Source organism: Chitinimonas naiadis, from assembly GCF_054780835.1.
On sequence record NZ_BAAGVO010000004.1, the window covers coordinates 104479 to 122564 of the forward strand.

The following is an 18086-nucleotide window of genomic DNA, read 5'->3' on the forward strand; positions in this document are numbered from 1 at the left end:
GTCTATGTCCTATGCGGTCATTCAGGCCGGCGCCATCGCGCAAGAGTTCGTCCAGATCCCGGACGCCTTCGCCAATGTGAGCGGCTTCCCCGGCCTGTCCGAGTCCGATCGGGCCAAGTTCGGTTTCGTACCAGTCATCGAGACCAAGCCGCCCCTCGGGCCGTTTCAGTATTACTCGGGCCATGCGGATGTGATCACGGCTGTCAGCGTACTGCGTACATGGTCGGTCGGCACCCCGCCCCTTGCCGACATACAGGCCCAGCTGCGGCAGAAAGTGGCGGAGTACCGTTTCAACCTCGAAACGGGCGGCATCCTGGTAAACGGCGCCACCATCAAGACCGACCGTGAAAGCCAAGCCACGCTGGCATGCGCCAAGGTCTACGCCGATATCGATCCTGCCGCCACGGTGAGCTGGAAGGCTGACGGGGGTGTGTGGGTGTCGCTGACCCAGGCACAGGTAACAGCCATTGCCAAAAGCGTAGGCGCCTTTGTCCAGGCCTGCTTTTCGGCAGAGAAAGCCAAGTGCGACGCCATCACGGCATTCAAGACCGTTGCCGACGCTGCCGCCTTTACGGTCGCCAGCGGCTGGCCGGCGAGCCAGTAAGGGGCGCTCATGAGAACTATCAGCCTCTACCTGATCTGGTGCGCCTGCCTTGTTGCAGGCGTTTTTGCTTCCGCGTGGATGTTCTTCGCCATCCTGGCCGGCTCGCCCAGGGCGTGGCGGCTGGCGATCGCCTTCGACCAGACCGCCAACGCGGCAACGGGCGGTAGCGAAGACGAAACCATAAGCAGCAGGGCCAACCGTGCCCGGCTTCAGGGTCGGCGCTGGGGGTGCCTGCTCTGCCGGTTGCTCGATCGCATCGAGAAGGACCACTGCGCCAAATCAGCCGGCGTCTGACTTCCATGGCCGCCTGTATCGCGGCCAATCTCACCACCACGCATAAGGGCGTTGAATGCAAATCAATGGGGACGACGAAATGGACCGTCGAGAGAAAGACCCGTGGCAGAAACACATTGAGGACGAGATCGCGGCAATCAAGGGATCGATCAACGCGATCGACGGCACGACAACCCAGGTGAAAGAAATCCTCGATGCAATGCGGGGCGGTTTCAAGGTGCTGGGCTGGCTGGGTGTCGCTGCGAAGTGGGTAACCCCCTTTGTCATGCTGTTCGGCGCCGTCTACACCGTCTGGTTGCAGGTCAAAACAGGGCACAAATAATGGAACTCAAACACAAGATACTGACGGCAGCTGCGGCTGCCGTTATCACGTCTATCGCCTCGCTCACGATGCAATCCGAGGGTGAGGTGCTGAAGACCTACGTCGACCCTATCGGCATTCCTACCCTTTGCTACGGCCACACAGGGCCGGACGTTGTAGCCGGTCGGGTCGCCACCCATGACGAGTGCAAAGCGCTCTTGTATGAAGACCTGGCCAAGGCGCTGGCCGAAGTAGATCGCTGCGTGCCTGGTCTGCCGATGGCGCCCCGGGCCGCGTTCACCGATTTTGTATTCAACGTCGGCGGCTCGAAGTTCTGTAGCTCCACGATGGCCAAGAAGGCGCGCGCCGGGGATATGCCGGGCGCGTGTGCCGAGCTGTCGCGCTGGGTCTACGCCGGCGGGAAGGAACTGCCCGGCTTGGTAACTCGTCGCGCCAAGGAGCGCGCTATCTGTGAGGGGAAAGCATGATGGAACGCGGATCTTCGCTGTGGTGGCTGCTGATCGGCTTCATTATCGGCTTCGCTGGCTTGTCCATCTGGAAGATGGCGTACCCCTCGCCAGGGGTCGTGCAAGAGGTGTTGCAGTCCCGCCCGGCCGAGCGCCAGGCCGACGACTCCCTGGTGGCGGCCACTGAGCTGCCGAAGGAAAAGTCAGAGCCGCCGCCGCATCTGCTGCCCAAGGGATCGAAGGAGGAGCGGCGCGGCCACGTCACCGTGAAGGCCAAGCCCGAAGCGCCAGCGGGCGAACCCCTGGTCATCGACTACAGCCTGGTGCGGCAGCAGGACGGCGGTCGGCGGATGGTCTTCAGTTCGAGCAACGGCCAGGTGCTGGACGCTGTGGATATCCCCATCGAGGCGGCAACGCTGCCACCTGAGCCCCGACGATGGTCTGCTGGGGTGGCGTATCAGCCTGGCGGCGGGTATGGCGCCGTGGTTGCCCGGGACGTAGGGCCGGTGCGGCTGGGGGGAATGGTGCTCAAGCCCACAGGAAAGCGGGCCGAGGTGTGGCTCAGTGTCGGCTACGCCTGGTAAACATCAGGCCATAGCCTCTTCTTCTGTCACGTCGTAGGTGCTGACCGAGTACTGTCGCAGCCACAACGCCAATTCATCGATATCCATACTGTGATCGATATCAAGTGTGAAGACTGCTTCGAACTCGGTTTCTGTTCCAACCACTGGCTCTCCGACCAGTCGAGGCTCCCCGCGCGCAGCTGACCAATGGTTGATTTCATTGATGAGGTTGGTGACCGGCAGCAGCGAGGTCATGCTACGCAGAGCACTGGCAGCGTCGATTACGCACTTGATTTTCTGAGTCGTCATTTCGGTAATAGCGGGAGGGTTGAAGGGCGTGAACGTTGCCATTTTACCCCGCCGGCCTTCTCGACCGTACCGACCTTCAGCAACTCAGCCCAGCTCGTGGTGTAGTTCGGTGACTTCCGGCTTTGCCGCATTTCCCAGGCCGCGTTCACCCCGGCGCACGCCAGCCGGATCGATCCCCTGCCGTACTCCCCGTTGATGGCGTCAATCGTAGCCATCAGCTTCGAGCGCTTGGCCAAGTGGGCGGTATCTTCGAACAGGTTAGCCTGGCGCTGGCTCTGCGGTACCAGATCCATGAGCATCACCCCTGCCTTCATGAACAGGAAACCCTCTCGAAAGATCCGCTTGAGGCCCAGCAGCGCGGCCTGCGTTAGCACAGCCGTATCGTCCGTGTGGTCGGATAGCGGGATGGTAAGGCTGCCGTAATACTGCCGGTCCTGCTCCCTGAAACGGTTGGTGTGCAGGAAGATGTACAAGCACCCCGTCAGCGACTTCTGGCGCCGCAGCTTCTCTGCCGCCCTGGCGACGTAGTTGCTCACGGCCTCCTCGATCAACCATTTCTCGCACAGCAGCGTGCCGAACGACCGCGAGCACATGATCTGCTGCTTGTCCGGGGCGATATCTTCCAGGTCCTGGCATTGCTCCCCGCGCAGCTCCCGCACCGTCCGCTCGGTCACCATCGAGAAGGCCTTTCGTATCGACGCTGGATCAGCTGCTCTCAGGTCGGCCACGGTATTGATGTTCATGGCGGCCAGCCGCTTGGCTATCTTCCGGCCCACGCCCCACACGTCGCCGGTTTCCATCTCGCTGAATATCTGATCCACCTCGGCAGGTGGTACCGCACACAGGTCGCATACCCCCTCAAACCCCGGCCGCTTCTTCGCAATGGCATTTGCCAGCTTGGCCAGGGTCTTGTTTGGACCGATACCGACACAAACCGGGATGCCGACCCACTGCCGAACGCGCCGGCGAATCTGGTGGCCATAGTCGACCAGATCCAGGTGCTGGAACGCCGTCAGGTCAAGAAACGATTCATCGATGCTGTAGATCTCTTGGTCTGGGCTGAATTGGCCAATGACTTCCATCATCCGCCGCGACATATCCCCATATAGCGCGTAGTTGCTGCTGAAACCGATGACGCCATGCTTTTTTGCCAGGTCCTTCAGCTGGTGCCAGGGGGCGCCCATGGGCACGCCGGCCGCCTTTGCCTCTGCGCTGCGCGCGACGACGCAGCCGTCGTTGTTCGACAGCACGACCACAGGCAGCCCCTCAAGCTTGGGCTGGAATACCCGTTCGCAGCTGACATAGAAGCTGTTCCCGTCGATCAGGGCTATGCGGCTTGGCCGTTGTGCAAGATCCACGCGACCACCCCCCATATCTGCAGTTCCTGCCCTTCTGTGATTTCGATGGGCTGGAAGGCTCGGTTTGATGGTACGAGGAACACCCGCCCATTCTTCATCCACAACCGCTTGATGGTGTGACCACCATCGAGGACGGCAACCACGATCTTGCCGTGGCTGGGCGTTATGGATCGATCGATGACGACCACGTCGCCAGCATGGATGTTGGCATCGCGCATGGAATCGCCGGTGACCTCGGCCAGAAATGTAGCCGCCGGCCGCCGGATGCAGTGCTCATCCAGGCTCAGGACTTGCCGGAGGTGATCATCTGCAGGGCTGGGAAAGCCAGCGGGTATCGAGCAGCCATAGAACGGCAGGCGTACCCGCGGGGCGGAGGCATCGAAGCGCGAAACGATGCCCAGATCAGGCGGCGGTGGCGCGTTTGCAGCGTCACGCCACGCCTTTTCGATCCAGGCTTGAGGGGTGGTGGTGTTCGTGTCCATGGCCGGATTCTAGCCAAAAGAGAACGAACGTTCACCACTCGCTAGTCGGAAAGATCCTTGATCGCCATCTTGGTGGTCCCGGGCATAAAGTTAGCTCGCTTAAGAGTTACATGACTCCATTGAGGTTGATTTAAGAGATTCTTTATAAGTTTGATGTTAAACGGGGCAGTTTTGCTACCGATCACAATTTCAGATATTGCTTTAGGAGCGAAGCTAACAGCTTTTGATACACCGGTTACCATTCGCCACTCTTGCTCATAGGACCAGCTAGTATCCTTTGTTGAGTAAAATTCTGTAGTTAGGTTTTCTACAAAAGGAATAAAGTCTCCTAATAGGACCCTGGATTTCAATCCTTCAGGACTTTTATTCTTATCTACAGAATCGATATATTTATCAACAACAGAGGCGAAGTCAGGCTGTTCTTTGTAATTAACGTCGTCGAATCCCATTACTCCGCTATGATCATGATCATTACAGATGGCAAGTAGCTCCTCCTCTACGAAGCCGATACAGAATCCTGAGTGGTTGTCAGCATAGTGCGACCACATCACAGCATTATCAACGACTCTCGAAGCTGAAAATATTCCAGTTGCATCGTGAACATTGTGGAACATTTCATATATGTTCAATTCGCCGGAATTGAGTTTACCGGCAGGTAAAGGGAGTCTTAAATATTCGGCCACTTCCGATCGGTGTGGGTCAGTTATTGAATCGATATAGTCATCAATTATCTGTTTTATGTTATGGGTTGAATCGGCAGGATCGTTGAGTGTGGAAGGCCTTGCGCAAAATATTTCCTTGTTAATTAAAATTCCAATTCCGTTCAAGTCGAACTTGCGATATTTGTAAAGCACTGCGCCCCCTGGTTTCTAATGATTAGTGAATGGCAGATCCATATTCCAGTCTGCAGATAGTCAGGTTGAAACGAACAAGGCATGCTCCCGTCGTCAGTGAAGGGTAACAAACAACGTGCAAGGCTGGCGGCCAGTCTCGACTCACTCCGCCCTGATATGCATAATGGTCCCAATCCCAGCCCTCACCCCCCCCCCTCTAATCGCCCAGCGATGAAAAAAGGGGGTACAAATGGGGGTATCAAATAGAGCCTGACCGCCGAGGATGGCTTTAAATCAATGAGTTAGGCTTTGTATGCTGCTGATGATCGATAATTACGACTCCTTTACCTACAACCTCGTCCAGTATTTCGGGGAGCTTGGGCAAGAGGTCGAGGTGTATCGCAACGACGAAATCACCCTGGACGAAATCGCCGCCAAGCAGCCGAAGTATCTGGTGGTCTCCCCAGGACCATGCTCTCCTTCCGAGGCAGGTATCTCGGTGGAGGCGATCAAGCGCTTTGCCGGTGAAATTCCGATTCTCGGCGTTTGCCTGGGGCACCAGAGCATCGGTCAGGCTTTCGGTGGCAAGATCATCCATGCCAAGCAGTTGATGCACGGCAAGACGTCGCCCGTCAGTCATACCGACGCCGGCACCTTCAAGGACCTGCCCTCCCCCTTTACCGCCACGCGGTATCACTCCCTGGTGATTGAACGGGAGAGCTGCCCCGACTGCCTGGAAATCACCGCCTGGACGGATGACGGTGAAATCATGGGTGTCCGCCATAAGAGCCTGCCTATCGAGGGCGTACAGTTTCATCCCGAGGCGATCCTGACGGAGCACGGTCACCAGATGCTGGACAACTTCCTAAAGACCTACGCCTGATGGCCGTGAGCCAAGCGGCCTGGTAGCAAGGAGCATGGCGATGTGCAACCGTCTGACGGGACAATGCTTTTGTGGGACGGTGAAGTATGCAGTCGACGCTGATGCTATTTGGTGCGCCCATTGTCATTGTTCCATGTGCCGACAAGCGCATGGTGCCGCCTTCGTCACTTGGTTCGGCGTCCCCTACCCTGCATTCTCGGTCTATGAAGGTGAGCATGCCCTGCGCTGGTTTCAATCCTCGGCGCAGGCAAGGCGGGGATTCTGCGGGCAGTGCGGGACGACACTGTTTTTTCATGGTCAGCGCTGGGCGGACGAAATGCACATCACCCGGGCCTCATTGACCCATGGTGAGGTGATGCCTCCAAGTGGGCATGTCTACTACGATAGTCATGTCAGCTGGGCCAACTGCAATGATGGTTTGCCGCGCTATGGCAGTGATGGTGGTCTCATTGTGTAAGCCTGCCGTGGTTTCCTGACGTGAAACAAACCATCAATCCTTCCTGGTATGCCGATAGGCAGCCTGCTCCTGAGCTCCGCCCAAAACTGCAGGGCGAATCGAGCGTGGATATTGTCGTGATTGGCGGAGGCCTGACCGGCCTCTCCAGCGCTTTGTATGCCGCGGAGCAAGGCCTGTCGGTCACTTTGCTGGAGGCCGGGCGCATAGGCTCGCAGGCTTCGGGCCGCAACGGCGGGCAGGCGCTGCAAGGCCTTGCGGCCAGCATGTCCACCGTCGAGAAGGCTGTCGGACTCGATGCGGCAAAAGCCATCTGGAGCATGTCGCGGGAGGCGCTGGGTCTGTTGAAGTCCAATGTCCAGCGGTACGGTATTGCGTGTGACATGGCTCAGAATGGCTATGTCTATGCAGCCACCCATGCCGGGCAGATGCGCGATCTTGCGGCCTGGCAGGCAGCCGCAGCATCGCAATATGGTTACGCCGACCTGACCTTGCTGGATCGAACCGGTTTGGCGGACCACCTTGCCAGCCCCCGCTATGTCGGTGGCTTGTTTGATCCCCACGAAGTCCATCTTGATCCGTTGGCCTATACCCTGGGCATTGCGGCCGCGGCAGAAACAGCGGGGGCCAGTCTTCACGAGCAGTCACCTGCCCTATCCTGGCGACGGCAGGATGGACTGTGGCTGGTCGATACCCCTGAGGGGCAGATCCGTGGCCGATACCTCATGCTGGCGGTGAATGCCGGCGCCAGCGGGATTGCGCCGGAGCTGGCGCGTTATTTCCTGCCAGTAGAGAGTTTTATTGTGGCCACGGTGCCGCTTGCGCCTCCCTTAGCCGCAGCATTGCTGCCAAGCGGCGCAGCCGTTGCCGATTGCAAGCATGTGCTGAATTATTTCCGGTTGGGTGCGGATCACCGACTTCTATTCGGCGGGCGTGCCAGCGGTGTGGCGGCGAGTCGGCAGGAGGACACGCGCCAACGCATGCTGGAGGTCTTTCCGCAACTGGTCGATGTCGAGATCAGCCACGCCTGGGGCGGTTATGTGGATGTCACACCCCACAAGTTGCCGCATTTTGGCCGGCTTGCCGAGAACTGCTACTTCGCGCAGGGATTTTCTGGTCACGGCCTCGCATTGACGGGCCTGGCCGGCAAGCTGGTGGTTGAAGCCGTGTTGGGCCAACCGGCCAGATTCGACCGCTTTGCCGCCTTGCCGCAATACCGTCTACCGACCCATCTGCCCGGTTTTGCCCGCTCGCTGGTGACGCTGGGAATGAGCTGGTACCAACTGCGCGATTGGGCCGAAGCGGCCTGGCATGCCGACTGATCAAGTCCGCCTTTGCTGCCTGTTCCCGTAAAAAAGAGTTGACCGGCCCGGCATTGAAACGGTACGTTTAAGGCATGACTCTCCGTCAGCAGACCCTATCGCTACTACTACCCCTATCCCGCTCTTCGGGCTTGGGTCTGCTACTGCGCGCATCGCGCACCTGATTTTCCCCTAGTACATCCCCCAGTCTCGAAGTGCATCGCTGATCCCGCGAGGGTTCCGTGCGTTCAAACACATCCGGTAACAGGAGCTTCACCATGATCTCGCTATTTCTGACCTCGCTACGACTGCGCAACGGTTGCCCGGCCTTGAGTTTGCGACAGCCCGGCAGCCATCTGTTGTCCGTCCAGCAGATCGTCGCATCCAGCATTCATCCAAAGCGATCACGAGGCTCATCATGTTGAAGCAAGCACAAAGCAAATACCGTCCCTTCCCTGCCCTTTCCCTGCCCGACCGCCGCTGGCCCAGCCAGACTATTTCGCACGCTCCCATCTGGATGAGCACTGATTTGCGCGATGGCAACCAGGCCTTGTTCGAACCGATGAATGCCGAGCGCAAGATGCGCATGTTCGAAACCCTGGTCCAGATCGGCTGCAAGGAAATCGAGGTGGCCTTTCCCTCCGCCTCCCAGACCGATTTCGATTTTGTCCGCCAGCTCATTGAAGAGAAGCGGATTCCCGATGATGTCACCATCGAAGTATTGACCCAGGCACGCGAACACCTGATACGTCGCACTGTCGAATCGTTGATTGGCGCCCGGCGTGCCATTGTCCATGTCTACAATGCCACCGCCCGCCCCTGGCGCGAGCAGGTGTTTAACATGGAGAAGGCCGAGGTCCGGCAAATGGCCGTTGAGGCCGTCCAACTGGTCAAGCAACTGGTCAGCCAGTATCCGGAGACCGAATGGGTGCTGCAGTACAGCCCCGAAACCTTCAGTACGACCGAGCCCGAGTTCGCACTGGATGTCTGTAATGCGGTGATTGAAGCCTGGGAGCCGACACCCGGCGCCAAGATGATCATCAACCTTCCTGCCACGATCGAAGCTGCCACCCCCAATGTCTATGCCGACCAGGTGGAGTGGATGCACCGCAATCTGGCCCGCCGCGATAGCGTGGTACTGAGTGTTCACCCGCACAATGACCGCGGTACCGCCGTGGCGGCGGCAGAACTGGCGGTGATGGCCGGTGCTGACCGGGTGGAAGGTTGCCTGTTCGGTAACGGTGAGCGTACCGGCAATGTCGATCTGGTGACGCTGGCACTCAATCTCTATACCCAGGGCGTGGACCCCGGGCTCGACTTCTCCGATATCAATGCCGTGGCGCGTACCGTAGAGGAATGTACCCAGTTGCCTATCCATCCGCGGCATCCGTATGTGGGGGACCTGGTCTTTACCGCCTTCTCCGGTTCGCATCAGGATGCGATCAAGAAGGGTTTTGCTGCGCGGCGCGAGGGAGCGTTCTGGGATGTCCCCTATCTGCCTATCGACCCGGCCGACCTTGGCCGTAGCTATGAATCGGTGATCCGGGTGAACAGCCAGTCTGGCAAGGGCGGCATCGCCTACCTGCTGGAAACCGGCTATGGCCTTGTCATGCCGCGACGCTTGCAGGTCGAATTCAGCAGCGTGGTACAGGCGCATACCGACGCAACCGGTAGTGAGGTCGGCGCTGACGAGCTGTGGCGCCTGTTTACCCAGGAGTACCTGGATGCCCGCAACCCCATCCGGCTGCATGGCCACCATCTGCATGAGGATGGCAATGCCCAGGGCGTGAGTCTGGTCGTCGAAATCGACGGACAGTCGACCAATCTCAAGGGTAGTGGCAACGGCCCGATCGCGGCGGCGGTGGATGCGCTGGGTATGCCGATCCGGGTGCAATCCTACGAGGAACGCTCCCTGGGCCATGGTGCCGATGCACGGGCGGTCGCCTTCGTGGAGTTGTCCATGGATGGCGTGGACGGCAGTGTCTTCGGCGTCGGGCTGCACAGCAATATCGTTACCGCTTCGATCCTGGCGCTGGTCAGCGCCACCAACCGCGCCATTGCCCGTAAGCCGGCAGCGATGGCCGTGAGTGCAAAGGCGATATAAGCGCCTCGGAGGGCATGGCAATGGGCTCATGGCCTTGCCCATCCCTCACTCAGCGCCGGCCGGATCGCCAAAAGTGGCCCGGTCGGCGTATCGTTCTGCCGGGATTGTTCCTGTTGGGCAGCCTTGCTGCGTGGTGATGCTAGACAGCGCAGGAATAAGTCCCAAGCCAGCACTTACTTGGTCGTAGCGTTCCGCACGGCTAGAATCACCTCCTCCCCGCTTCACGAATCCAGGCATGTCCTCATGATCACGCCCCAGGCCGCACTGAACCGTCTGATCGACGGCAATGAATTGTTCTACGACGAAATGCTGTCCGTTATGCGCCAGATCATGACGGGCGAGATGACGCCGGTTCAGACCGCGGCCATCCTGATCGGCCTGCGCGTGAAGGTGGAAACCGTTTCCGAAATCGCTGCGGCGGCGACCGTCATGCGCGAGATGGCCAGCGCGGTGTCCGTGCAGCAGCGGCAGCATCTGATCGACACCTGCGGCACCGGTGGTGATGGTGCGCATACTTTCAATATCAGTACGACGGCCGCTTTTGTGGCAGCTGCGGCCGGCGCGCGCGTGGCCAAACATGGCAATCGTGGGGTTTCATCCTCCAGCGGTTCCGCCGATGTACTGGAAAACCTGGGTGTGAATCTGGCACTCACGCCTGCTCAAGTCGGACAGTGTATCGACGAGATTGGTCTGGGTTTCATGTTCGCGCCGAACCATCACGGCGCCATGAAGAACGTGGTGCCCATCCGCCGTGAGCTTGGGGTGCGTACGATCTTCAATATTCTCGGACCATTGACCAATCCGGCCGGAGCTGACAATCAGTTGATGGGGGTGTTCCACCCTGACCTGGTTGGCATACAGGCACGGGTGCTCAAGGAGCTTGGTAGCAGCCACGTCATGATCGTGCACGGGCGCGATGGGCTGGATGAAATCAGTTTGCTCGATACCACCCTGGTGGCCGAGTTACGCAGCGGTGAAGTGCGGGAGTATGTGTTCGACCCGCGCGAGCATGGCTTCGCCTTTTGCGACCCGGCGGCATTGAAGGCGGCCAGCCCGACGGAATCCAGCATCAAGGTACGGGCGGTGCTGGATAACCAGGCAGGCCCTTGTCGCGATATCGTGATCTTGAACGCCGGCGCCGCCCTGTATACGGCGGACGTCACCAGCAGTCTTGCCGATGGTTTCAAGGCGGCAGAGGCCGCGCTGGCCAGCGGTGCCGCTCGCGCCAAACTCGACGCCCTGGTGGCGCTGACCCAATCTTTCAAAGCTTGAACCATGTCCGATATCCTGAAGAAAATCCTGGCGACTAAAGCCGAAGAAATTGCTGTCGCGCGAGTAGCGGCACCGCTGACGTCTGTCAGGGCCGAGGCCGAGGCACTGGGCGGGATTCGTGACTTCGCATCAGCGTTGCGCGGGAAGTACGCCGAGGGCGAGGCCGCGGTGATCGCCGAGATCAAGAAGGCCAGCCCGTCCAAGGGCGTCATCCGTGCCGATTTCCAGCCGGCGGCCATTGCTGCCGACTATGCCGCTCATGGTGCGGCGTGTTTGTCCGTGCTGACCGATGTGCAGTATTTCCAGGGGCATGTTGACTACCTGAAGGCTGCGAGGGCGGCGTGTTCCTTGCCGGTACTCCGCAAGGATTTCATCGTTGACGCTTATCAGGTCTATGAGGCGCGCGCGATGGGCGCCGACTGTATCCTGCTGATCGTGGGGGCGCTTGAGACGGCCCATATGCAGGAGCTGGAGGCGCTGGCGCTGTCGTTGGGGATGGCGGTATTGGTTGAATCCCATGATGCCCGTGAGCTGGAGCAGGCCCTGACGCTGAAGACCCCCTTGATCGGCATCAACAATCGGGACCTGCGTAGCTTCGAGGTGAGCTTGCAGAACACCCTTGGCTTGCTGGATAGCATTCCTTCCGACCGGATCGTGATTACCGAGTCCGGCATCATCACCCCCGCCGATGTCAGCCTTATGCTGGAACATGAGGTGTATGCCTTCCTGGTGGGTGAGGCCTTTATGCGGCAACCCTCGCCGGGTGCCGAGTTGGCCAAACTGTTTGGCTGATATCTAACAATACCCATCCCCCAACGGGGCGCCGACGGCGCCCCGTTTTCATTGGCATTGTCCTTGTCGATCCAGCAGGTCGAACCATGCCACCTGCCCCAGCTGATCGCCCCAGAATATAGAAGTAAACTTTAATGTTGCATCGCCGCAATTTGTCCTGACTTGTAACAGCCATGTCATCGCCACTCCGTATAAAGCGCCCGTCGGCCCTGCAATCCAAAAGGGCCACGCGATAACTTCCCAACAAAACTGGAGTCGATCCATGAAGAAGCAACTGCTCGCAATCGCCGTACTCGGCGCACTGGCCGCCCCGGCATTCGCTGCTGACAACACCGTGACCCTGTACGGCAAGCTCAACATGGGTTTTGAGTCGTTCGATAACGGCGCTCTCAAGACCACCCGCGTGCAAGACAACACCTCCTATTTCGGCTTCAAAGGTGAAGAAGACCTCGGCGCTGGCATGAAGGCCTGGTTCCAGATCGAGAACAAGATCGGTACCGATGATTCCAACGCTGGCGCTTTTGCCAGCCGTAACAGCGCAGTCGGCCTGAAGGGTGAGTTCGGTACCGTTCTGCTGGGTCGTTGGGATACGCCTTTCAAGACCATCAAGAAGAATCTGGACATCATCGACGGTCCGGGTGAACAGATGGAAGCCCTGCTGCATCAAGATCAGAGCAGCAAGCTGAGCTACCACACCCGTCAGGACAACGTGGTTCAGTACTGGACGCCCAACCTGTCCGGTTTTGTCGGCAAGATCTCGTTCTCGCCGGACGAAGCCAAGGCAGATGCCGTTGCCGGCAAGTCGGGCTCCAAGAACAACAACCGCATCTCGATCTCGGGGGACTACACCTTGGGCGGTTTCAACGTTGGTGCCGCCTACGAAACCCGCAAGGATGACAATGCGGTGGTGACCGGTGCCGTGACAAACTATTACGATTCGAACGCCTGGCGCGTGACCGGTAGCTATGCCTTTGACGACACTACGATCGGCCTGGGTTATGTCAAGCTGGAGCGTGACAACGCCGCCGGCACCCCCAAGCTGTCGCGTCCGGCATGGACCGCAACGCTGCAACAGAAATTCGGCAGCGCCAAGGTGCTGGTGGCTTACGCAGATGCCAAGGAAAACATGGACAACGCCCAAAACGGCGCCACCATGTGGTCGCTCGAAGGCGAGTACAGCTTGTCCAAGCGTAGCGCGGTCTATGCCTACTACTCGGCCATCAACAACGAAGCCAAGGGTAACTACGGCTTCAAGAACCAGAACAGCGCTACCGGTTCCGCACCCGCTGCGGCCGGCAAGGATGTGAAAATCCTGGGCGTGGGTGTTCGCCACACGTTCTAATCTGGTAATCAGATACGCTTGAAATTGAGAACGGGCGCCGCTTGGTGCCCGTTTTTCATTACGTTTTTGTGAATCTGTTGCGTAAAGCCCAGCGAATGCCGGCTAATTCACGTAAATCCGGGTATTCCCGATTGCGAAAACGAAACAGCCACGCGCAAAATTCGCTTCAGCCTGAGTCCCGGACAGGCTCCCTACGACTCAAACAACGGAGAATTCCTTATGCGCAAGTCTTTGCTTGCCACCCTGGTACTGGGTGCACTCGCCGCTCCGGCCTTCGCTGATGGCACCGTCACCCTGTACGGTCTCGTCAACGTCCCGGTCGAAATCACCAAGACCACTACCGGTAACCAGTTTGCTGTTGGTAACGCCGGCGCTCCTGGCGGCATCAACACCCCGACCCGTATCGGTTTCAAGGGTGACGAAGCACTGGGCGATGGCCTGAAGGCTTGGTGGCAGATCGAAACCGGCTTCAACATTGACGACACTACCTACTCGTCTGGTAATGGCTTTGCCAACCGCGAAGGCTGGATCGGTCTGCAAGGTGACTTCGGTAAGTTCGGTCTGGGTCGTGGTAAGACCCCTTACACCAATGTCGCCGACATTTTTGACGGTACGGTTGATGCCGGCCTGAACCTGGCCATCTACAAGCACGGCCAACTGGGTAATGTGACCAGCAACCGTTTCGATAACGCTGTTCGCTATGACTTCCCGAGCGCTTCGGGCTTCACCGGTGCCGTGATGTACGGTGCTGGCGAGAACAAGCAGGCCGGTGTTAACGCTACCCAGAACTTCTCGGTTAGCGCCCGTTACGCCAATGGCCCGTTCACCGTGGCTGCTGCGTTCAACAACCAGAAGAACCTGGCTGGCGGCAGCACTTCCGTGCCTATCCCGGCTACCGCTCCTGTTTACGGCACCAAGGACCAGGCTTTCCTGCTGGCCGGTACCGTGCAGCTGGACGCTTTCAAGGTTGGCCTGGGCTACCAGCACGCCAAGGTTGATACCAATGCCGTCAAGCGTAAGGCTGACAGCGTTGTTGCTACCGTTGCCTACACGATCGATGCTCTGACCCTGAAGGCTGGCGCGATCGCCAATGGCAAGGTCAAGTCGAACGGTACTACGCTGGATGACAGCCAATTCGTCCGTTGGAACCTGGGTGCCAAGTACGCGCTGTCCAAGCGTACCGCCGTGTACTCGGAATACACTGCAGACGACTACAAGAAGGACTTGACCGGCAAGGACAAGACCGATGTGAACGTGTTTAGCCTTGGTCTGATGCACTCGTTCTAAGCTTCTTGTTGTAACTGGTTGTTCTGAAGTTGGAGACGGGCATGCTTGCATGCCCGTTTTCTTTTGTCGGCGGCATGGTTCCGTCTGCTTGCCACCTCGGTCCTGGGACCGTTTTTCTTTGTGCAACGGGTTCCGGTATGCTCGGGCCTTCTGCCTGACTTTGATACGCGATGCGCCGCCTACTCACCGCCACTTTTGCGCTCGGCCTGTTGGCCGCCTGCGCCACGCCTACCCTTCCTACCACGACCGGCAAGCCAGCCGACTGCCAGTGCGGCGACGTCACTGCCAAGCCAGCCCCGGTGACTGCGCGCTATCAGCCGGCCATTTGGTCTTCGATGCCGGATTGGCCGGGTGAGGGGCTGCAGACGAGCTGGCAGGCCTGGCTCAATAGCTGCAAGCGTCTAGCAACAAGAGCCGGCTGGAAGGAGATTTGCAGCGAAGCGCAGACGTTGCCACGCCGCGATGACGCGGCGATCCAGGCGTTTTTCGAGCGCCGCTTTCAACCCTGGCGCATCGAGACCAGTGAGGGTGCGCAGAGCGGCCTCATTACCGGTTACTACGAGCCGCTGCTCAATGGTAGCCGCGAACAGAAGCCGGGTAGCGCCGCCATCTATGGTGTGCCCGATGATCTCTTGACCATTGATCTGGGCGATATCTATCCGGACCTCAAAGGCATGCGGTTGCGAGGTCGGCTGGATGGCCGCAAGGTCGTGCCTTACTGGAGTCGTGCCGATATCGAAGCCGGCAAGGCCCCGACGCCGGGTCTGGCGTTGGCATGGGCGGACGACCCGATCGAGGCTTTCTTCCTGCAGGTTCAAGGCTCAGGCCGTATCAGGCTTGAAGATGGCAGCCTGTTGCGAGTCGGCTATGCGGACCAGAATGGCCAGCCATACAAGTCGATCGGCAAGTGGCTGATCGAGCAAGGTGAGCTGAAGGCGAACGAGGCCTCGATGCAAGGCATACAAGCCTGGGCGCGTGCCAACCCCGGCCGGCTCAAGCAACTGCTGGATGCCAACCCGAGCTACGTGTTTTTCCGGGTCCTGCCGCAAGCGGATGGCGGTCCCATCGGTGCGCTCAATGTCCCGTTGACGGACGGTGCCAGCGCAGCAATTGATCCGAAGTTCGTACCGCTCGGCAGCCCCATCTATCTGGCGACGACCTGGCCTAACGACAGCAAGCCGCTGAATCGCCTCCTGCAGGCACAGGATACCGGCGGTGCCATACGCGGCCCTATCCGGGCGGATTTCTTCTGGGGCTTCGGAGCGGAAGCCGGTGCATTGGCCGGCCGCATGAAGCAACAGGGTCAGGTCTGGCTACTTTGGCCCAAGGGCCTGCCCCTGCCCGGAGAGAAGACCCTGTAAGCGGGTCGACCCGCTACGCCAGCCGCGTACGCTATCCAGTAATTGCGCGTAGCCGGGCTGATTCGTCATTCCCGCAGGCAATGGATCGGTCAGCGCCTGGCCGGTGACCCAGATGAGGGTATGGCCCCTCATCTGCTCCCGCAGGGCCAGTAGCCTGTTGCCTTGGCGGAGGTGCGGGTCGCCCAGCGCGAAAACCACAATGTCGATCTCATAGTCGACCGATGCCTGTATCAGTGCCGCCGCCGTCATGTCGCCAAATGCCAGGACTTCGCAGCCTGCTGTCCGTAGCAACATGTCGGTTATGGCTAACGCCGCGGCATCCTGATCGCCTGACAGGTGGGTCAGCAAGATGCGCGGGGGTTGTGGCACGAAGCGATAGGCTTGTAGCGCCTGCTGCAAGACAAACTGAACCTGGGCCTTGAAAAAGTGCGCTTCATGCATGGCGAGGCTACCATCCTGTCTGGCAGCTTCCACCTGCCTTATCGCGCCGGGAAGGTGCTCGATCAACAGGTACTGAAGACCGTAGTCGCACAGTGCCGCTCTTAGCCAGGCATGCAACGCCGCTACATCATGGCTGCGCAGTATGCTGCATAGCGCATCCTGTTCTTCGTGGGTGACGGACCCTGTTTTGGGCTGACCTTGCTGCTGTAATAGGGACAGATCCGCCAGGTTCATGGGCATCAATTGCCGAGGGCGGAATCCGCGGTCGATCAGGTAGCGGATCAGTTTGAGCTTTTCGACTTCTTCCGGACTGTACAGCCGATCGCCGTGCTCATCCCGACGTGGTGCCGGAAAGCCATAGCGACGCTCCCACATGCGCAGCAATTCACGCGGGACGCGGGTTTCCATTTCCGTTGCGGCAATCGGCAAGTCGCTCATGATGCAAATTTCCGCTTGATCAGTTTGAGCAGGCCGCCAAGCAGCGGTAATTGCTCATACAGTTCTTCTGCCGCGTCCCAGTAGTCGCGGTGCACGCAGATACGGCCTGTGTCGTTCATGATCAGGTGGGAGCCGCCCTGGATGCACATGGCGCGGCCCCGTACGGTGAAGTCGAATCGCCATACTAGGAACATGGCGGGCCATTGAACGACGCGGTCCACGACGGTAAAGCGTGGCGACAGCAACGTCGCAAACATGTGGGCATAGAGCCGTTTTACTGCGGTGAGGCCCTGCAGATCATTGAACGGGTCCTTGAACCGGATATCGGCCGAATAGACGCTGTCGATGTTCTCCAGGCTGTCCGGTGTCAGCGACTCGAACCAGGCTATCAGCAGGTCGGCCCGGGGATGGCTGGGTGAGGGAATGTTCATAAATGCGTCACCTTGTGCAACAGCGGAAAACGCCAGCGATAGGGCAGCCGGCTGACGAGGCGCAGCAGCGCGGTAAAACGCCTGGGGAAACGTATCTCGAAGTCCCCTGCCTTCATGCCTGCCAGCAAGGCTTGCGCCGCTACCTCCGGGCTGATGAGCTCCGGCATGGCAAAGTCGTTCGTGGCGGTCATGGGGGTGGCGACAAAGCCGGGATTGACGAGATAGACCGACAGGCCGCGTGGCGCGAGATCAAAGTAGAGCGTCTCGGCAAGATTGATCAGGGCGGCCTTGGTTGCCCCGTAGACGGTGGCTTCGGGCAGGCCGGTATAGCCGGAAACGCTGGCGACCAGTGCCATGCCGCCATGCCCCTGCGCCTGGAAATAGGGAATTACCTCGGCCAGACCGCGATAGACGCTGAGGACATTCAGCTCGAAGCTGCGCGCCGCGGATGTCGCATCAAGCGCCCAGGCTCGCTGAGGTTCGTAGCGCGCGGCCAGGAAGATCACCAGGTCTATGCTGCCGAAGGCGTCGATGGCTTGCCGATGCGCAGAGGGCCAGGCCAAGGTATCGGTCACGTCGAACGCCACGACGGATGCCTGCGTATGCCCCGCTGCGACCTCATCCAGTTGGGTAGCGCGTCGGGCGGAGAGGATGACCTTGGCCCCCTCGTGCAGCAGCGACCGGGCTACGGCGGCGCCGATTCCGCTGGACGCCCCGATAACCCAAACACGCTTGCCTTCCCAGCTAGGGATGGGGATGTTCATGTGGC

The 18086-nt window shown here is 59.4% G+C and carries 21 protein-coding genes; 14 read left to right on the forward strand and 7 right to left on the reverse strand.

Features of this window, described 5'->3' with window-relative positions; translation table 11 throughout:
* The first annotated feature begins 4 nt into the window (after positions 1-4).
* The 5 genes from ACYVHK_RS06440 to ACYVHK_RS06460 all read left to right on the forward strand — a co-directional run bounded on the left by ACYVHK_RS06440 (position 5) and on the right by ACYVHK_RS06460 (position 2250).
* Entirely contained in the window at positions 5-604 is a 600-nt protein-coding gene (locus ACYVHK_RS06440) for a DUF4376 domain-containing protein (protein WP_460528817.1), read from the forward strand.
* Positions 605-613: 9 nt separating this feature from the next.
* Positions 614-898: a hypothetical protein gene (locus ACYVHK_RS06445; protein WP_460528819.1), complete on the forward strand. Its 285-nt coding sequence runs from the start codon at positions 614-616 to the stop codon at positions 896-898.
* A 79-nt stretch (positions 899-977) separates the two neighbouring features.
* The gene (locus ACYVHK_RS06450; protein ID WP_460528821.1) at positions 978-1220 is read left to right on the forward strand and encodes a hypothetical protein; all 243 of its coding nucleotides are present in this window, start codon (positions 978-980) and stop codon (positions 1218-1220) included.
* Positions 1220-1687, forward strand: a complete 468-nt coding sequence (locus tag ACYVHK_RS06455; RefSeq protein ID WP_460528823.1) for a lysozyme — start codon at positions 1220-1222, stop codon at positions 1685-1687. Before ACYVHK_RS06450 ends, ACYVHK_RS06455 begins: the two co-directional genes overlap by 1 nt.
* The gene (locus tag ACYVHK_RS06460) at positions 1687-2250 is read left to right on the forward strand and encodes a hypothetical protein (protein ID WP_460528825.1); all 564 of its coding nucleotides are present in this window, start codon (positions 1687-1689) and stop codon (positions 2248-2250) included. Before ACYVHK_RS06455 ends, ACYVHK_RS06460 begins: the two co-directional genes overlap by 1 nt.
* Before the next feature lie 3 nt (positions 2251-2253).
* Here ACYVHK_RS06460 and ACYVHK_RS06465 read toward each other — a convergent pair whose 3' ends face one another.
* The 4 genes from ACYVHK_RS06465 to ACYVHK_RS06480 are packed head-to-tail and all read right to left on the reverse strand — an operon-like array spanning position 2254 to position 5232.
* Positions 2254-2484 (reverse strand): hypothetical protein, encoded by a 231-nt coding sequence (locus ACYVHK_RS06465; protein WP_460528827.1) that lies wholly within the window; start codon positions 2482-2484, stop codon positions 2254-2256.
* A gap of 50 nt (positions 2485-2534) precedes the next feature.
* The gene (locus tag ACYVHK_RS06470) at positions 2535-3911 is read right to left on the reverse strand and encodes a Y-family DNA polymerase (protein ID WP_460534022.1); all 1377 of its coding nucleotides are present in this window, start codon (positions 3909-3911) and stop codon (positions 2535-2537) included.
* Positions 3866-4378, reverse strand: coding sequence for a LexA family protein (locus ACYVHK_RS06475; RefSeq protein ID WP_460528829.1), 513 nt, complete (start codon positions 4376-4378; stop codon positions 3866-3868). The genes ACYVHK_RS06470 and ACYVHK_RS06475 overlap by 46 nt, the downstream gene beginning before the upstream one ends.
* A 41-nt stretch (positions 4379-4419) precedes the next feature.
* Entirely contained in the window at positions 4420-5232 is an 813-nt protein-coding gene (locus tag ACYVHK_RS06480) for a DUF2971 domain-containing protein (protein WP_460528831.1), read from the reverse strand.
* 292 nt (positions 5233-5524) lie between these two features.
* Between ACYVHK_RS06480 and ACYVHK_RS06485 the strand changes: the two genes are divergently transcribed.
* From ACYVHK_RS06485 to mltA, 9 genes are all read left to right on the forward strand, one after another.
* Entirely contained in the window at positions 5525-6094 is a 570-nt protein-coding gene (locus ACYVHK_RS06485; RefSeq protein WP_460528833.1) for an aminodeoxychorismate/anthranilate synthase component II, read from the forward strand.
* 40 nt (positions 6095-6134) lie between these two features.
* On the forward strand, positions 6135-6551 hold the full coding sequence (locus tag ACYVHK_RS06490) for a GFA family protein (protein ID WP_460528835.1): 417 nt from the start codon (positions 6135-6137) through the stop codon (positions 6549-6551).
* Between the two features lie 20 nt (positions 6552-6571).
* On the forward strand, positions 6572-7870 hold the full coding sequence (locus ACYVHK_RS06495; RefSeq protein ID WP_460528837.1) for an NAD(P)/FAD-dependent oxidoreductase: 1299 nt from the start codon (positions 6572-6574) through the stop codon (positions 7868-7870).
* Between the two features lie 397 nt (positions 7871-8267).
* Positions 8268-9953 (forward strand): 2-isopropylmalate synthase, encoded by a 1686-nt coding sequence (leuA, locus tag ACYVHK_RS06500; RefSeq protein WP_460528839.1) that lies wholly within the window; start codon positions 8268-8270, stop codon positions 9951-9953.
* Positions 9954-10196: 243 nt separating this feature from the next.
* Positions 10197-11225, forward strand: coding sequence for an anthranilate phosphoribosyltransferase (gene trpD, locus ACYVHK_RS06505; RefSeq protein WP_460528841.1), 1029 nt, complete (start codon positions 10197-10199; stop codon positions 11223-11225).
* 3 nt (positions 11226-11228) lie between these two features.
* Positions 11229-12017: an indole-3-glycerol phosphate synthase TrpC gene (trpC, locus tag ACYVHK_RS06510; RefSeq protein ID WP_460528843.1), complete on the forward strand. Its 789-nt coding sequence runs from the start codon at positions 11229-11231 to the stop codon at positions 12015-12017.
* A gap of 262 nt (positions 12018-12279) precedes the next feature.
* Positions 12280-13359, forward strand: a complete 1080-nt coding sequence (locus ACYVHK_RS06515; RefSeq protein ID WP_460528845.1) for a porin — start codon at positions 12280-12282, stop codon at positions 13357-13359.
* A 219-nt stretch (positions 13360-13578) separates the two neighbouring features.
* On the forward strand, positions 13579-14646 hold the full coding sequence (locus ACYVHK_RS06520; protein ID WP_460528847.1) for a porin: 1068 nt from the start codon (positions 13579-13581) through the stop codon (positions 14644-14646).
* A gap of 170 nt (positions 14647-14816) precedes the next feature.
* Complete coding sequence (gene mltA, locus ACYVHK_RS06525) at positions 14817-16007, forward strand: murein transglycosylase A (RefSeq protein ID WP_460528849.1); 1191 nt, start codon at positions 14817-14819, stop codon at positions 16005-16007.
* On the opposite strand, the gene ACYVHK_RS06530 is transcribed toward mltA, so the two are convergent.
* From ACYVHK_RS06530 to ACYVHK_RS06540, 3 genes are read right to left on the reverse strand one after another with little or no spacing between them, the layout of a single operon-like run.
* Positions 15960-16886 (reverse strand): MerR family transcriptional regulator, encoded by a 927-nt coding sequence (locus ACYVHK_RS06530; protein WP_460528851.1) that lies wholly within the window; start codon positions 16884-16886, stop codon positions 15960-15962. The two genes, mltA and ACYVHK_RS06530, sit on opposite strands and share 48 nt — an antisense overlap.
* Positions 16883-17317 (reverse strand): nuclear transport factor 2 family protein, encoded by a 435-nt coding sequence (locus ACYVHK_RS06535; protein ID WP_460528852.1) that lies wholly within the window; start codon positions 17315-17317, stop codon positions 16883-16885. The genes ACYVHK_RS06530 and ACYVHK_RS06535 overlap by 4 nt, the downstream gene beginning before the upstream one ends.
* Positions 17314-18081 (reverse strand): SDR family NAD(P)-dependent oxidoreductase, encoded by a 768-nt coding sequence (locus ACYVHK_RS06540; RefSeq protein WP_460528854.1) that lies wholly within the window; start codon positions 18079-18081, stop codon positions 17314-17316. The genes ACYVHK_RS06535 and ACYVHK_RS06540 overlap by 4 nt, the downstream gene beginning before the upstream one ends.
* Positions 18082-18086: the final 5 nt, after the last annotated feature.

Coding starts and splice junctions, on each gene's coding strand:
- trpD (WP_460528841.1), top strand. CDS start 10,197: ATGATCACGCCCCAGGCCGCACTGAACCGTCTGATCGACGGCAATGAA.
- ACYVHK_RS06475 (WP_460528829.1), bottom strand. CDS start 4,378: ATGGACACGAACACCACCACCCCTCAAGCCTGGATCGAAAAGGCGTGG.
- ACYVHK_RS06540 (WP_460528854.1), bottom strand. CDS start 18,081: ATGAACATCCCCATCCCTAGCTGGGAAGGCAAGCGTGTTTGGGTTATC.
- ACYVHK_RS06530 (WP_460528851.1), bottom strand. CDS start 16,886: ATGAGCGACTTGCCGATTGCCGCAACGGAAATGGAAACCCGCGTCCCG.
- ACYVHK_RS06450 (WP_460528821.1), top strand. CDS start 978: ATGGACCGTCGAGAGAAAGACCCGTGGCAGAAACACATTGAGGACGAG.
- ACYVHK_RS06460 (WP_460528825.1), top strand. CDS start 1,687: ATGGAACGCGGATCTTCGCTGTGGTGGCTGCTGATCGGCTTCATTATC.
- ACYVHK_RS06485 (WP_460528833.1), top strand. CDS start 5,525: ATGCTGCTGATGATCGATAATTACGACTCCTTTACCTACAACCTCGTC.
- trpC (WP_460528843.1), top strand. CDS start 11,229: ATGTCCGATATCCTGAAGAAAATCCTGGCGACTAAAGCCGAAGAAATT.
- ACYVHK_RS06515 (WP_460528845.1), top strand. CDS start 12,280: ATGAAGAAGCAACTGCTCGCAATCGCCGTACTCGGCGCACTGGCCGCC.
- ACYVHK_RS06520 (WP_460528847.1), top strand. CDS start 13,579: ATGCGCAAGTCTTTGCTTGCCACCCTGGTACTGGGTGCACTCGCCGCT.
- ACYVHK_RS06445 (WP_460528819.1), top strand. CDS start 614: ATGAGAACTATCAGCCTCTACCTGATCTGGTGCGCCTGCCTTGTTGCA.
- ACYVHK_RS06490 (WP_460528835.1), top strand. CDS start 6,135: ATGTGCAACCGTCTGACGGGACAATGCTTTTGTGGGACGGTGAAGTAT.
- ACYVHK_RS06535 (WP_460528852.1), bottom strand. CDS start 17,317: ATGAACATTCCCTCACCCAGCCATCCCCGGGCCGACCTGCTGATAGCC.
- mltA (WP_460528849.1), top strand. CDS start 14,817: ATGCGCCGCCTACTCACCGCCACTTTTGCGCTCGGCCTGTTGGCCGCC.
- ACYVHK_RS06470 (WP_460534022.1), bottom strand. CDS start 3,911: ATGGGGGGTGGTCGCGTGGATCTTGCACAACGGCCAAGCCGCATAGCC.
- ACYVHK_RS06455 (WP_460528823.1), top strand. CDS start 1,220: ATGGAACTCAAACACAAGATACTGACGGCAGCTGCGGCTGCCGTTATC.
- leuA (WP_460528839.1), top strand. CDS start 8,268: ATGTTGAAGCAAGCACAAAGCAAATACCGTCCCTTCCCTGCCCTTTCC.
- ACYVHK_RS06465 (WP_460528827.1), bottom strand. CDS start 2,484: ATGACCTCGCTGCTGCCGGTCACCAACCTCATCAATGAAATCAACCAT.
- ACYVHK_RS06440 (WP_460528817.1), top strand. CDS start 5: ATGTCCTATGCGGTCATTCAGGCCGGCGCCATCGCGCAAGAGTTCGTC.